A 14,083-nucleotide genomic window follows, 5' to 3' on the forward strand; every position below is an offset into this window, starting at 1 on the left:
TCTTCGAGCACGCGTTCCTGTCAGAATTCCTTTGTGCCCACATTTCGATCAGGTTTGGTCAGAGCAGATCGAAAACGAATAGTGAGGGCCGGGGAGCAATCCGCTCCCCGGCCCTCATCTTCCCTTGGAAAATCACCCTGTCGGGATAATTTGGAGACCGACTTGATGGCGAGCGAGGAGGGGCGCCCCGGTCCAAGAAGCCGTTCTCCGGGACGGGAAGGGGAGTTGGGCAAGCGATCCGATGCGCTCCTCGCACACCTCGAGCCTCCGAAGTGGGCCGGGAGGGCCCGGTGGTGGTACTGAACCAGGCGCCACACGGGAGGGCCGCCCGACACCAGCCGAAAACCGGAGCCAGCAGCACAGCCAGTCAAGGGTGACCGAGGACATGTGCTGCAGGCGACGCCGGAGGCGTCCTTGACGGGACAGGGCTGCTCCCATCACGACCAGGCGGGCGGCCCCGGCCGGATTGCCGATGACCCCGTCGCCGCATCAGGCAGGCCGTCCTGCTTGTCCGATCCGGCGGATCGCCTCCAGCGGGTAGGGGGTTGCCCGGCTCTCCTGCTGGAATTGGCGATAGAAGTCCCCCATCACTGCGGCGACCGGCGCGTAGCGCTTCAGGACTGCCGCGACCGCCGCTGGGGCTTCCCCGGGGTCACCCCCTGGGCACACGTGCGCACAAACGCCTTGCGTTCTTCCGGTTCGTATCCGTACAGAGCGACGGCCAGCCAGTTCACCAGATGCGTGACGGTGTAGCACCGGTCGTAGGTGCGATGCTGGTCGAAGAAGTCGGCCTCGTCCCGGGTGAGCTCGAAGCGCGAGGATATCGCGAGGCCGTAGTCGGCGAAGAAGAGCCGCCGGCCGTCGGTCAGGATGTTCTCGAAGTGGGCGTCGAAGTGCAGCAAGCCCGCGGGCGTTCATGAACGAGACGCCGGCTCTCAGCTCGTCGTCCACCATGCCACAGGCCCGCTCGGCCACCTCGTCACTGGCCCCGATCTGGACGCCCAACCAGTCGTGCAGGTTCTGCGGGATGTACTCCAGGAACAGCATGAGGCTCGCCGAGGACTGCTGGAGAGCCTCGATCCGACGGCGTACCCCCGATCCGCCTCCCCAGTAGGCGACAGCTCGTTCCACATCGGCCAGTTCCTCGGGAAGTGGCCGGCCAGGGTCTGGTAGCACCCGCCAGTGGTACATCAGGGGGAAACCCTCATGGTCTCCCGCGATCACCCAGTTCGTCGTCATGGTGTGCACGGCCAGCTCCCGCCAGGCTCCGACCCCCGGGCCGCCGATACGGCCGACGCCGTACTGGCAGAAGACCGGCAGTCCGAACAAGTTCGCCGTGGAGTGAACGTTCTCCGGTTGTCGCTCCAGATCGGTCAGGCGTACCTGCTTGACGAAGACCGAGGTTCCGTCGACCTCCAGCAGTACTGTCTTCCCGCCGGTGCCGGAACCGATCGGTGTGGCGGCGTCCACGAGCTCGTGCAGTCTGCGATCACTGCGCAGCGCCAGCGATGTGGAAACGGCACCGTGAGCGGCCAGACGAGCACCACGGGACATGTCAGGGCTATGCCTCCAGCCTGGCGCCCGCCTCTCGTAGAACCACTCCAACGAACACCCGGCAGGAACTGCCGCCACCCTTCACGTCGAGGGCGATGATCTGCTCCTCGATGCCTGACTCTCCTCCGGAGCCTGGCCACCGGAGGCATCCCGCTCATCCACGAGGGGCCGCACCAGGAAGTACCCTGGCGCACCGTTACGGTAAAGCGGGTCGGTCAGCCCGCTTCAGCGTGTTCGGCTCGGGCGGGGGTGCTGGCCAGGCGATAGGCGGCGGAGGGTCCGCACCGGTCCTCAAACCGCAGGCAGCGGAAGCGTTACCGGTCGTCCCAGGCCGAATGTCTCACCCTCGTCGTTACCGACGACCGCGAGGATTCCCGCAGGGACCCCAGGCACCGTGGCCACGCGGGACGCCACCGTCCACTGTGTGTTGCACCACTGCCACCAGGCCAGAGGTCGGAAGTGGGAGGCTGACGTCACCGAACCGTAAGCACCCGCCCCGGTCCTCATCACTCGTTGGCCGGCTTACGGTTCAACCGACCCCGACCATCAGGAGCCGTCCCGTCATGCGTGTCCGCCTCATCCTCCCCGCCCTGCTGGCCGCCACCGCGCTCACCCTCGTCGGCTGCGGCGAGGAGAAGTCCGCCTCCTCCAGCGGTGCCGCAGAGAAGTCCAGCCCCACGGCCTCCGGCTCCTCCGCGCCGGCAGGGGACGGCACCGCGGCGGTCCCCGAGACGCTGCGGTTCACCGGCACGACCGTGGACGGCAAGCCCTTCGACGCGGCCACACTGGCGGGCAAGCCCACCGTGTTGTGGTTCTGGGCGCCGTGGTGTCCCACCTGCAAGGCCCAGGGCCCCGAAACCGCCAAGGTCGCCGCCCGGTTCCAGGGCCAGGCGCACGTGATCGGGGTGGCCGGACTCGACAAGCCGCAGGCCATGAAGGACTTCGTCACCGACACAGGGGTCGGCGCCTTCCCGAACCTGGCCGACGAGGCCGGGGGCGTCTGGAAGAAGTTCGAGATCACCCAGCAGAGCGTCTACGTGATCCTCGACAAGGACGGCAAGACCGTCTTCACCGGCAGCCTCCCCGCCGGCAAGGGCCTCGCCGGCAAAGTCAGCCCGCTCGTCGGCTGAAACCGCCATGTCCGACCTGCCCCTGGCCCTCGCCCTGACCGCGGGCATGCTAGCCGCCGTCAACCCCTGCGGCTTCGCCCTCCTCCCCGCCTACCTCTCCCTGCTCGTCCTGGGCGACGATTCCCCCACCCGCACGGCCGCCATCCGCCGCGCGCTCGCCGCCACCGCGGCCATGACCGCCGGATTCGCCGCCGTGTTCGGCCTGTTCGGACTCGCCATCGCCCCCGCCGCGGGCCAGGTCCAAGAACACCTGCCCTGGTTCACCATCGCCTTCGGCCTCCTCCTCGCCGGAGCCGGCACCTGGCTGCTGACCGGACGCGACCTGCCCGCCCTGCTGCCCAAACTCCGCCGCGCCCCCACCGTCACCCGCTCCGCCGTGTCGATGGCCCTGTTCGGCGCCGCCTACGCCATCGCCTCCCTCGGCTGCACCATCGCCCCCTTCCTCGCCATCGTCGTCTCCGCCTTCCGCAGCGGATCCACCCTCGACGGCATCACCCTGTTCACCACATACGCGGCCGGCATGGGCGTGATCGTCGGCGCCGCCGCCCTGACCGTCGCCCTGACCCGCACCGCCCGCGTCACCGCTCTGCGCCGCCTCGGCTCACTCGCCTCCCGCACCGGCGGCGCCCTGGTCCTCCTCGTCGGCGCCTACGTCGCCCACTACGGCTGGTACGAGATCCGCGTCCAGAACAACCCGGCCACCCAGGACCCGGTCATCAACGCCGCCGGCACGATCCATCGCACCCTCGCCGACACCCTGGACACCATCGGCCCCGGAGCCGTCGCCGCCCTCCTCGCCGCCCTGCTGATCGGGGGCGTAGTCCGGCACCGCCGGCATCCTCGCGCCCCAAGCCAAGCGTCCGCCGACCCCGGCAACGCGCCCGCTCCTTAAGGGGTCCTTGCACTATGAGCGCCCGGGTCGAACGGCCTGGCCCGCACCTCGCCGCGTTGCCGAAAAGCCCTGGTAGCTCCTCCCCCACGCTCGACCTCGCTCACGCGGGAGGGCCCCATCGAGGGCTCTCCGGCGCCCTGCGATGCACGGCACCAGACCACGCGACCTCATCGGGCGCTCATAGACCCCCTCTTCCGGATCCGTTCTGTGGGCGCGGACAACCTGATCCTGCCGCCCCTGGTGACCAGGGTCGTCGGCGCCCGCCTCGCGCGCCGCCTCCCGCCGTACGCCGATCCGCGCACGCTGATCGTCACCGGCACGGCCGTCGCAGGAGCCGCCTGCGGACCACACCTCCAAGAGGAGACCCGTCAGGCGGGGAGCGTCGCCGCCTGGGCGAACTGGGCCCCGTACAGGCGCGCGTACGCCCCGCCGCTCTCCAGCAGTTCCTCGTGCCCTGTTCGACGATGCGGCCCACCTCCGCGCCTCAACGGCTTCCGTCACGCGCCTCAGCTCGTCCGCCGTCAGCCCTCACCCACAAGATCGAGGTCGTCACGAGGCGCCTGCGGTGTGATCTCCGGGACGGGCCACTTACGGTCCAGCGGCGCGGACACGTCCCGCCACCAGGGACGCGTGGGAAGGTCTCCAGCGGGCTCGAACGGCTGGCCCGGAACGGGGACCGCGACCGCCTGCCCGACCGCCTCGCCCGCGGCCATCATCCACTCCCCCGGCTCGGCCCAGGAGTGCATCGCCAGGTTGAACGTCGCCCAGTGGATCGGCATCATCACGCCGCCGGGCCGGCCGCCCTGGAGGTCGAGGTGGGCCCGCAGCCCCTCCTCGGGAGTCATGTGGATGTCGGGCCAGAACTCGGAGTACGCACCGACCTGGATCATGGTGATGTCGAACGGGCCGTACTCGGCACCGATGTCCTCGAATCCCGCGAAGTACCCGGTGTCGCCGCTGTGGTAGATCCGGTGCTCGTCACCGGCAACGACCCAGGAGGCCCACAGCGTGTGCTGGGTGTTGCGCAGACCGCGACCGCAGAAATGCCGGGCGGGGGCCGCGGTCAGGGTGAGGCCCCCGACCTTCGTCGCCTCCTGCCAGTCCAGCTCGCGGATCCGGCCCTCGGAGACGCCCCAGTGCTCCAGGTGGGCGCCGACGCCGAGAGGGACGGCGAAGACCGTGTCCGTGCCGGCCAGCTCCTTGATCGTGGGCATGTCCAGATGGTCGTAGTGGTCGTGCGAGATGACCACGACGTCGACCTGGCCTAGCGCGGCCAGCGGCACCGGCACGGGGTGCAGCCGCTTGGGTCCGGCAAAGGGGAACGGGGAACAGCGCTCGCCCCAGACCGGGTCGAAGAGCACCCGGTGCCCGTCGATCTCGGCAAGCACGCTGGAGTGGCCCATCCATGTGATCCGCAGACCGCCGACCGGGGGTCTGGCCAGGTCGGCGAAGGTCGTGGAGTGCACGGGGATCAGCCCGGCCGGGGCGCGTCCGGCCCGCTCCTCCTTGCGGAAATAGCTTTTCGCCATCTCCACCGCGGCACTGCCGGAGGGACGGATGCCGGCGCCCTCGGGATTCACGAAGACCCCGTTCGCGAAGTGCGGGGATCTGCGGATCCGCTCCAGCCGGGCACCACTCGGGTCCGCCCCGAAGGCGGCGGGCCGCGCTGCGCGCAGCCCCGAGCGCAGAGAACGGGATCCGGACACGGCACCTCCTGGTGGAATCGCTGAGGCATCCCATTATGGGCCGCCCCACTGACAGCCGGGTCCGATGTGTCACCGCGCGATGTCATACTGACCGACAATTCAGTAGCCCCGGTGTTCCCGCCGACTCCGCCCTCTCCGTCGCCCCGGCCGCCTTCGGCCGCCCCGAGGAGCCCGTATGACCTCCCCGTTCCTGTCGCTCACCTGGACCGACCACGTCACAGGCCGACGGGGCTTCCTGGTCATCGACCGGCTGGTCCGCGGTGTCTCCAGCGGCGGGCTGCGCATGCGCCCCGGCTGCACGCTCGACGAGGTCGCCGCTCTCGCCCGCGGCATGACCATGAAGGAGGCCCTGCACTACGACCCCGAGGGCCGCTACGTCCCGCTCGGCGGTGCCAAGGGCGGCATCGACTGCGACCCCCGCGCCCAGGAGGCGTACGGCGTCCTCGTGCGCTACCTGCGCGCGATGCGCCCGTACATCGAGAACTTCTGGACGACCGGCGAGGACCTGGGGATCACTCACGACCTGGTGGACCGGGCGGCCGGCGAGGCGGGTCTCGTGTCGACGATCCAGGCCGTCTACCCCCTTCTCGACGACGAGTGGACGGCCCGGCAGCGGCTCGTGGACGCCTTCGCCGTCGAGGTGGACGGCATCGGTCTCGACGAGTTGGTCGGCGGCTGCGGCGTCGCCGAGTCCGTGCTCACGTCCCTGGACCGAACCGGAACGCCGTATACCGGGACCCGGGTCGCCGTGCAGGGCCTGGGCACCATGGGCGGAGCCACCGCCCGCTTCCTGGCCCGGGCGGGGCTCACGATCGTCGCCGTCGCCGACATCAAGGGCACCGTCACGAACCCCGCCGGCCTGGACGTCGAGGCCCTGCTCGCCGCCCGCGACCCCCACGGCACGGTGGACCGTTCCGTACTGCGCCCCGACGACCGGGAGACGTCCGGTGACGCCTGGCTCACCGCCGACGTCGACGTACTGATCCCCGCGGCCGTCTCGTACGCGATCGCCCCGTCCAGGCAGGCGCGTATCACCGCCCGGCTGATCGTCGAAGCGGCCAACATGCCCGTCCTGCCGCAGGCCGAGGAACTCCTCGCCGCGCGCGGGGTCACCGTCCTGCCGGACGTCGTGGTCAACTCCGGCACGAACGCCTGGTGGTGGTGGACCCTGTTCGGCGACATCGGCCCCACCGCCGACGAGGCCTTCGCCCACACCCGCCGCTCCATGCGTGCCCTCGTCGACCTGATGCTCGCCCGGGCGGAGACCGACGGCACGACCCCTCGGACCGCCGCCCACGCCATCGTCGCCGACCGTCTGCCGGTGATCGGGGAACGGTTCGGCCGGCACCGCTGACACCGTCCGGCCCCGATGGAAGTGGCTCGAAGGCTGCGGTGGCCGTGGGAGGCACAGGTAGGGTGACCGCGTGGGCAGGGTGCGGTTGAGTGTGGCCGAGCGGCGTGCGGAGCTGCTCCGGGCCGCTGTCGGACAGATCGAGGCGCGGGGCGTCGCGGCGGTACGGATCGCCGATGTGGCCGCCGTCCTCGGGGTGAGCAACGCCCTGGTGCTCTACCACTTCTCGACCAAGGAGAAGCTGGTCGCCGAGGCGTTCCGGTACGCAGCCGAGGAGGACCTCGCCCACCTGCGCAAGCTCCTCGGCCGCCGCACGACCGCACTGCGCCGGCTCCGCGCGGCCGTCCGCTGGTACGCCCCGACCGGCCAGGCCAAGGGCTGGCGGCTGTGGATCGAGGGCTGGGCGGTCTCCCTGCGCGAGCCGTCCCTCCGCGAGGTCACCCGCGACCTGGACACCCAGTGGAAGGCCGCGCTCACCGAGGTCATCGAAGCCGGCGTGTCCGCCGGTGAGTTCCACTGCCCCGACCCACCCGCCGCAGCCCTCCGCCTCACCGCCCTCCTGGACGGTTTGGCCGTACAGATGACGACCTACGCGGGAGCCGTCTCCCGCGCCCGCGCCCAGGAGTGGGCCGACGAGGCCCTGGCCCGCGAACTGGGCCTGAGCCGCGACACCCTCACAACCACGCCCCGCTGACAACCACGACCCGCTGACAGCGGAGTCCGTCGAGACGGCGGAGCACCCGCAGGACGTCGGAAGGGCCCCCTGCCGACGTGTCAAGCCCCTCGCAGCACCCAGCGGGCCGGGCAGCTCCCGCCCGTCGACGCCCGGCCGGAGGACACCGAGCGCCAGGCTGACGCACCGACACGACCCCGACTCACGACGCACCCGCAGGGGCGCGTCGCCCGGTCTTCGCTCAAGCGACCGACTCGATCCGCATCCTGATGTCGTCCGGCAACAGGTGCCCCTTCGCCGACACATGGTCCCCGGAGGACTCCCCACGCAACCGCCGCCCGATCCACGGCACCAGATACTCCCGTGCCCACTGGATGTTGTCGCGGCGCATCTCGAGCGTCCCGCGCGGCGGCAGCGGCGGCCACGCCTGGTCTGGGTCGGCCGGGATGTCGATGCCAAGCACCTGACCGGCGCGCAGGGCGACCCGCGTGTGCCCCTCCGGCGACAGGTGCAGCCGGTCGAGGTCCCAGGCCCGCCTGTCCTGGACCGTCTTGAGTGACCACAGGTCCAGGACCGGGCAGCCGTACCTGTCGGCGATGGCCCGCACATGCAGGTTGTACGTAGCGATCTTGCCGCGCAGGTGCTTCAGCACGGGCACGTCACGCGTGTCGAATCCGGTGGTCACCATGACGGTGCCGATGGCCGAGGTGAGTCGGGCGACCGCTCGTTCGAACCGCTCGGCGACCTCGTCGGGGTCGGTGCCGGGCCGGATGATGTCGTTGCCGCCCGCGCAGAAGGAGATCAGGTCCGGGGCCAGCTCAAGAGCCCTCGGCACCTGGTTCTCGACGATCTGGTCGAGGAGCTTCCCGCGCACGGCGAGGTTGTTGTAGTCGAAGTCGCCCTCGGGCACACGGTCCGCGAGGAGCACCGCGAACCGGTCGGCCCAGCCGACGAACCGCCCGTCGGGCCCGGGGTCGCCGACGCCCTCGGTGAAGCTGTCCCCCACCGCCACGTACGACCCGATCACTGATCTGCTGTCATTCTTCGAATCGTCTGCCACATCGGCCCATGATTCACCTTCCGATGTGACCTACGCGACCGTAATAAGAGGTTGACGGGCGGTGAGATAGACCACGCGTCAAGTGTCGGTCAACTCGCAATACGCCACACCGTGAAGTCCTCGATCCGGAAGTGGCTCCATGTGGTCCGGAAGGCGAAGTGCCCGCTCGTGTACGGCTCGGGATCCGTGTGGTCGAAGACGAGCCGTCGGTTGTTCCACCAGCGCACGGTGGAGCCGTCCGAGACGATCCGGACCCGGTGCGGCTGGTTCGCGACGAGCAGCGGCTCGTTGTAGTCGTAGAGGAGCGGCCGGACGCCCGCCTCGCCGACGTACCGACGCAGCCGCGTCGTGGTGTTGTAGTTCGCCCCGTAGCCGGAGTAGTACATCTTCAGGTAGTCGTACTCTGCGAACGCACCACCACGCGGCGTGGCGAAGAGATCGTCGGGCGAGCGCACATCGACGGCGTTCCAGAAGTTGTTGAGGTCGGAGACCCGGTCGTTCACGCCACCCGCGGAGACCGGGGTGGCAGTGTACTCGATGACGTACGGCCCTCCCAGTTTCCGCTTGAACCAGACGGTCGCACCGGCCGGCACGTCGACCTCCAGCACACCGCGTGAGGCCGCGACCGTACCGCCCTTCTCCAGTTCCACGGCCCACTGCCCGAGCCCGCGCCGGAAGTCGTCGGCCGCGATCAGCCGACGACGGCCGTGTCGCGGGACCGCGCTCACGGCCGGGGCCGGCGCGAGCGCCGCGAGGGCGGCACCGGCGGCGAGGACTCCGAAGGCTCTGCGGCTGGTCATGACACTCCTTCGACAGACACCGTGGAAAGCGCTTACGGCGATCACTGTGCCCTTCTGCCGCACCCCTGTCGAGACGTCGCCCGGCCACACCACGAGAGCGTGACGCGGACTGCGCTCCGCGCGGGCCCCCGCCGGCCCCACAGGTCCGACAACGCCGAAGGCCGGCCCCCGGGACACGGGGGCCGGCCTGTCGAGAACGGCGTTTGCGTCAGAGGCTGACGCCCTTCGAGCGGAGATACGCCAGCGGGTCGATGTCCGAGCCGTAGTTCGGGCTCGTACGGATCTCGAAGTGAAGGTGCGGGCCGGTGACGTTGCCGGTCGCGCCGGAGAGGCCGATCTGCTGGCCGCCGCTCACGGACTGGCCCGCGGAGACGGAGATCGACGACAGGTGGGCGTACTGGGCGTAGTAGCCGTCGGCGAGCCTGATGACGACCTGGTTGCCGTAGGCGCCGCCCCAGCCGGCGGAGACGACGGTGCCCGCGCCCACGGACTTGAGGCCGGTGCCGGTCGGGGCCACGAAGTCGACGCCGGTGTGGTAACCGCTGGACCACATGCTTCCGGCGGTCTTGTACGCGGTGCCGACGGTGGCGCCCTGGATGGGCCCGCTGAAGCCGGCACCACTGGACTGCGAGGACTGGCCCGCGGACGTGGAGGTCGACGCCTGGGTGTCCTTCGACTCCTGCGCCGAGGAGCCGGAGGACTTCGACGACTGGGGCTTCGTAGACGACTGCGGCGGCTGGGGCTTCTCCGACGACTGCGGCGCACCGCTCGACGCGGCCTGCCCCCCGATCGTGAGCTTGAGACCCGGGTGGATGAGCGAAGGGTCGGAGCCGACCGCCTCGCGGTTGTCCGAGTAGAGCCGCTTCCAGCCGCCCTCGACGTCCTGCTCGTCCGCGATCTTCGAGAGGTAGTCGCCGACCTTCACCGAATAGGTCTCGGCGGACGCTTTCTTGGTGGCGGTCTTCTCCGCCTGGGCGGCCCTCTCGGCCTGGCCCAGTCTCGCACCGGCCTCGGCGGTGGCCTTCTCGCCGGCGACCGTGAGGGTCTTCTCGGATACGTCGGAAACGGCGGCGGTCGGGGTCGCCGCGTGGGCGCCTGCGGCTCCGATCAACGGCAGCGCGAGAGCGGCCCCACCGGTGCCGGCGGCGGCGATCGAGCGGGTGAAACGCTGGGACTTCGGACGGCGGTGCTTACCCTTCGCGGGCATGGGCGTTTTCCTCTCCGGCGCCTGCGAGGTGAGCTGTCGGGTGCGGACTGGAGATGCCCGGCCGTGCTTGTGCACGGCTTTACCCCTAGCCGTTCCGGAGACCGGAACAGGCGGTGATACCTGTGGGTCCCCCGCTCCTGCCGTGGATCGGGTCGGTACGCGGCTCCGGTCGGCGGCAGGATTGGGCGTCCGTCCGGATTGACGCCGAACGTAAGCGACTTGTGGCCACAGAGACAACCATGGGGATTTCCTGTGCGTCTTCCTGTCTGATCCTTATCTCAATTAATGATCACGCTCCGTAAAAGACCGCCCCTGAGCGTTTACCAACCACCCTGGAAACACCTACGAATTACGTGGACATGGCGACAGCGGACGGTCACGAGTATGACGCTGCTCACTCCGCTACGAGCCAGTAGGTTCTATTCCAGGGCTACTTGGAATTACCGCTTCATTTCGGACAGATAGCTCAAGTACGACGCATGCGGATAACCATCGCATCGAAGTCGCCCCGCAGACCGGTCCGCAGGCCGTGATGCAACAGCACGGCACCTCGGTGCATTTCACCCGTTTCGCGGCACTCATACACTTCTGTCGGGTCGAGGCCGCGCAGCCGGAGCGGCGCGACCGGCTCGCCGTAGTGTTGGGCCTGGAGCCAGGCGAGCACGACGATCTCGTCACCATGGACGTACTGCACGGCGCTCAGCCCACCGGTCGGCGGCCGGAGCCGGTAGAGGTCGCCGCGCTGCACGACCGGCCGGATCTCCTTGTACAGCTCCACCCAGTCCCGCGCCTCGGCCAACTCCTCCTCGCTCCACTCGGCGAGGTCGCCGCCGACACCGAGCACACCCGCCATGGCGCTGACGAACCGGAACCGCAGTGTGCTGACCCGACCGTTGAGCTGGTTGTTCGGACTGTCCGTGACCCACGCGGCCATGGTCCGGGCCGGGTGGACCTGGCTGAAGCCGTGCTGGATGGCGAGCCGGTCGAGCGGGTCGGTGTTGTCGGAGGTCCACACCTGGTCGGTCCGCGCCATGACCCCGAGGTCGATACGACCGCCGCCGCCGGAGCACGACTCGAAGGCGACCTGCGGGTGGGCGGACCGCAACCGGTCCAGCAGCGCGTAGAAGGCCTGCACATGCTCGACCCACAGCTTCTGCGGATACGGCTCCCCGGGCCAGCCGGCATCCGTGAAGCAGCGGTTGAAGTCCCACTTCACATAGTCGATCGGCGCGCTGGACAGGAGAGTGTCCAGTCGCTCCCAGAGGTACTCCTGGACGTCCTCACGCGCGAGATTGAGGACAAGCTGATTACGCAGTTCCGTCCGCTTTCGCCCCGGTTGGAACTGTACCCATTCGGGGTGCGCCCGGTACAGCTCGCTGTCCGGGTTGACCATCTCGGGCTCGACCCAGATGCCGAACTGCATACCGAGGGCATGCACATAGTCGGCGAGCGGCTTCAGCCCCTTGGGGAAGCGGTCGGGGTTGGGTGTCCAGTCGCCGAGGCCGGCCCGGTCGCTGGTGCGCGCCCCGAACCAGCCGTCGTCCACCACGAACAGCTCGACCCCGACGGCCGCCGCGCGTCGCGCGAGCGTGCCCTGCTGCTCCTCGGAGATGTCGAACTCGGTGGCCTCCCAGGAGTTGAAGAGCACCGGCCGGTCCTGGTCCGCGTCCGGGATGACGTACGTCCGCTGGTACGCGTGCCAGGCGCGGCTCGCCCCGCCGTGGCCGCCGTCGCTCCACAGGCCCGCGAAGACGGGCGTGGTGAAGGTGTCGCCCGTCTCCAGCCGCAGCAGACCGGACTCGTCGTACCCGGCGCCGCCGGTGATCTGCACGCGCGCGTCCGGGAGTTGGGCGACCGCGATCCGCCAGGAACCCGACCAGCCGAGGGCGCAGCCGTAGACCTCGCCCCGCTCCTCGCCGGCGTCGGTGTCCAGGGCGACCCAGGGCAGGTGCTGATGCCCGGTGTGCCCGCGGCGGCTGCCGATGACCTTCTCGCCGTAGGTGAGGTCCGCGCGCACCAGCCGGGACTCGGCCGCCCACCGCCCGTGCAGCTGCGACAGCCGCCAGGCCTCCTCGCGCGGCGGCAGCGTCCAGGTCGCCGAGTCGGCCCGCAGCAGCTCCGCTGTCGGACCCTCGTTGACCAGGGTCACCCAGCGCTCCACCACGTCGTCGCGCATCCGGTAGTGCAGGGTGATCCCGAGGCCGCCGTCGGTGAAACTCAGCCGCAGCTCGTCGCCGTCGGCCTCGTACGTCCGGAAGGTCCACTCGGTACCGCGCCGCTCGTCCGTGCGCACGGAGAGGGCGGGGCGGGCGAAGCGGGGGCCGCCCTCGACGGGGTACTCCTCGTATCCGTCGACCGGGGCCTCGAACGGCCAGTACACCAGCTGCTGCCGAGCGGCCAGCTCCTCGGCGTCGGCGAGGGCGATACAAGGGCCCCAGTGCAGGTGCAGCAGTTCGTCGTTCTCCGTGAGCCGTAGGGCATAGCTGCTCCTGGGTCCCGTGAGAAGCCAGGTCCGGCCGTCTGCGCCGATGTCCAACATAAAGTCCCCACAGATTCGAACAGGTGCGATCGGGCTTCAACATCATCGCAGGTCGTCGCAGGCGCTCGGCAATGCCTGTGGACAACTGCCGACGCCCCTTCCCGCAGGGCCCTGTGGACAACCGTCGGGCGCCCCTCACGGCCCCTGTGGACGACTCCTTGGGGTACCCGCCCATGTCGTATCGTCGAGTGCGCGCCTCGGTGTCGAGTGCGCGCCCGTCGACGATCGGCGCCGGCGGCCGGATGGGAGGAGCCCCCGTGACGCAGCAGATCCCGTCGACCGAGCCCGAGCTGACCGGAGTGCGCAACTTCCGCGATGTGGGCGGTCTGCCGACCGTGGACGGCCGTCGGGTGCGTCATGGAGTCCTGTTCCGCAGTGGCCACCTCGCGCACGCGACCGACGAGGACACCGCGTTCCTGGCCTCCCTCGGCCTGCACACGGTCTTCGACTTCCGCAACGCGGCCGACCAGAAGCTGGAGGGCCCGGACGTCGAGCTGCCCGGCGTGCGCAATGTGAACCTGCCGCTGAGCGATCCGGCGGACGGCGCCGAGTTCTGGAAGATGGTCCGCGACGGCGACCTGGACCAGCTGCGCGCGCTGCTGGACGACGGCAAGGCGGCCGGCCGGATGATCACCTCCTACCGCACGATCGTCAAGCACCGCACGGCCGAGCACTCGCGTGTGCTGCACGCGCTGGCCGAGGACAGCGTGCCCGCGCTGATGCACTGCGCGGCGGGCAAGGACCGCGCGGGCCTCTCCATCGCCGTCACCCTCCTCGCCCTGGGTGTCGAGCGCGAGGCCGTCGTGGCGGACTACCTGGAGTCGAACGCCAAGCACCGCCGCTACAAGGTGCACCGCAGCAGCACCTCCGCGAGCGCCTACTCCCCGGAGATCATGGAGCTGCTGAGCCCGCTGTTCGACGCCCGCGCCGAGTACCTCCAGGCGGCCCTGGACACGGTCGAGGAGACCTGGGGCAATGTGGACACGTATCTGGAGCAGGGTCTGAAGGTGACCCCTCAGACCCGGGAGCTGCTGCGCGAGCGGCTGCTCGACTAGGTGCTGTTCGGGCATCCCCTGGGAGGCCGGCCCGCGTCGGCGTGCTGCGGGGCGACGGCGGGCAGCTCCGTCCAGCGGGGGCGTACCCTCGGGAGGGCTCATGCCCTCCGTTCAGC

General features: G+C 70.0%; 10 protein-coding genes, 1 pseudogene and 1 riboswitch. Of the genes and pseudogenes, 5 read left to right on the forward strand and 6 right to left on the reverse strand.

Annotated features, from left to right (window positions below; genetic code table 11):
- Positions 1–489 precede the first annotated feature (489 nt).
- Positions 490–1,554: pseudogene (locus WBG99_RS03055) on the reverse strand (protein kinase family protein).
- Between the two features lie 563 nt (positions 1,555–2,117).
- On the opposite strand from WBG99_RS03055, the gene WBG99_RS03060 reads away from it, so the two are divergent.
- Both WBG99_RS03060 and WBG99_RS03065 read left to right on the forward strand, forming a co-directional pair.
- Entirely contained in the window at positions 2,118–2,684 is a 567-nt protein-coding gene (locus tag WBG99_RS03060) for a redoxin domain-containing protein (protein WP_338894803.1), read from the forward strand.
- Positions 2,685–2,691: 7 nt separating this feature from the next.
- Complete coding sequence (locus WBG99_RS03065; RefSeq protein WP_338894804.1) at positions 2,692–3,576, forward strand: cytochrome c biogenesis CcdA family protein; 885 nt, start codon at positions 2,692–2,694, stop codon at positions 3,574–3,576.
- Positions 3,577–4,097: 521 nt separating this feature from the next.
- Here WBG99_RS03065 and WBG99_RS03070 read toward each other — a convergent pair.
- Positions 4,098–5,282 (reverse strand): MBL fold metallo-hydrolase, encoded by a 1,185-nt coding sequence (locus WBG99_RS03070; RefSeq protein ID WP_338894805.1) that lies wholly within the window; start codon positions 5,280–5,282, stop codon positions 4,098–4,100.
- Between the two features lie 175 nt (positions 5,283–5,457).
- Between WBG99_RS03070 and WBG99_RS03075 the strand changes: the two genes are divergently transcribed.
- Together WBG99_RS03075 and WBG99_RS03080 are read left to right on the forward strand one after the other, a co-directional pair.
- A complete protein-coding gene (locus tag WBG99_RS03075; RefSeq protein ID WP_338894806.1) occupies positions 5,458–6,636 on the forward strand; it encodes a Glu/Leu/Phe/Val dehydrogenase dimerization domain-containing protein in 1,179 nt (392 codons plus the stop codon).
- 70 nt (positions 6,637–6,706) lie between these two features.
- Positions 6,707–7,327 carry a TetR family transcriptional regulator C-terminal domain-containing protein gene (locus tag WBG99_RS03080; RefSeq protein WP_338894807.1) on the forward strand — a complete coding sequence of 207 codons (621 nt, stop codon included), beginning with the start codon at positions 6,707–6,709 and terminating at the stop codon, positions 7,325–7,327.
- A gap of 220 nt (positions 7,328–7,547) precedes the next feature.
- Here WBG99_RS03080 and WBG99_RS03085 read toward each other — a convergent pair whose 3' ends face one another.
- The 4 genes from WBG99_RS03085 to WBG99_RS03100 all read right to left on the reverse strand — a co-directional run bounded on the left by WBG99_RS03085 (position 7,548) and on the right by WBG99_RS03100 (position 12,912).
- On the reverse strand, positions 7,548–8,333 hold the full coding sequence (locus tag WBG99_RS03085; RefSeq protein ID WP_338894808.1) for an SGNH/GDSL hydrolase family protein: 786 nt from the start codon (positions 8,331–8,333) through the stop codon (positions 7,548–7,550).
- 122 nt (positions 8,334–8,455) lie between these two features.
- Positions 8,456–9,166 carry a DUF6250 domain-containing protein gene (locus WBG99_RS03090; protein ID WP_338894809.1) on the reverse strand — a complete coding sequence of 237 codons (711 nt, stop codon included), beginning with the start codon at positions 9,164–9,166 and terminating at the stop codon, positions 8,456–8,458.
- A gap of 208 nt (positions 9,167–9,374) precedes the next feature.
- A complete protein-coding gene (locus WBG99_RS03095; RefSeq protein WP_338894810.1) occupies positions 9,375–10,373 on the reverse strand; it encodes a peptidoglycan DD-metalloendopeptidase family protein in 999 nt (332 codons plus the stop codon).
- A 5-nt stretch (positions 10,374–10,378) separates the two neighbouring features.
- Positions 10,379–10,537: riboswitch (cyclic di-AMP (ydaO/yuaA leader) on the reverse strand.
- Positions 10,538–10,839: 302 nt separating this feature from the next.
- The gene (locus tag WBG99_RS03100) at positions 10,840–12,912 is read right to left on the reverse strand and encodes an alpha-galactosidase (protein WP_338894811.1); all 2,073 of its coding nucleotides are present in this window, start codon (positions 12,910–12,912) and stop codon (positions 10,840–10,842) included.
- Between the two features lie 257 nt (positions 12,913–13,169).
- Here WBG99_RS03100 and WBG99_RS03105 point away from each other — a divergent pair, with 257 nt between their 5' ends.
- Complete coding sequence (locus tag WBG99_RS03105; protein ID WP_338894812.1) at positions 13,170–13,967, forward strand: tyrosine-protein phosphatase; 798 nt, start codon at positions 13,170–13,172, stop codon at positions 13,965–13,967.
- The last annotated feature ends 116 nt before the right edge of the window (positions 13,968–14,083 follow it).

Origin of the sequence: Streptomyces sp. TG1A-60, assembly GCF_037201975.1 — a bacterium.
GTDB lineage: Bacteria > Actinomycetota > Actinomycetes > Streptomycetales > Streptomycetaceae > Streptomyces.

Coding starts and splice junctions, on each gene's coding strand:
- WBG99_RS03060 (WP_338894803.1), top strand. CDS start 2,118: ATGCGTGTCCGCCTCATCCTCCCCGCCCTGCTGGCCGCCACCGCGCTC.
- WBG99_RS03065 (WP_338894804.1), top strand. CDS start 2,692: ATGTCCGACCTGCCCCTGGCCCTCGCCCTGACCGCGGGCATGCTAGCC.
- WBG99_RS03100 (WP_338894811.1), bottom strand. CDS start 12,912: ATGTTGGACATCGGCGCAGACGGCCGGACCTGGCTTCTCACGGGACCC.
- WBG99_RS03095 (WP_338894810.1), bottom strand. CDS start 10,373: ATGCCCGCGAAGGGTAAGCACCGCCGTCCGAAGTCCCAGCGTTTCACC.
- WBG99_RS03075 (WP_338894806.1), top strand. CDS start 5,458: ATGACCTCCCCGTTCCTGTCGCTCACCTGGACCGACCACGTCACAGGC.
- WBG99_RS03090 (WP_338894809.1), bottom strand. CDS start 9,166: ATGACCAGCCGCAGAGCCTTCGGAGTCCTCGCCGCCGGTGCCGCCCTC.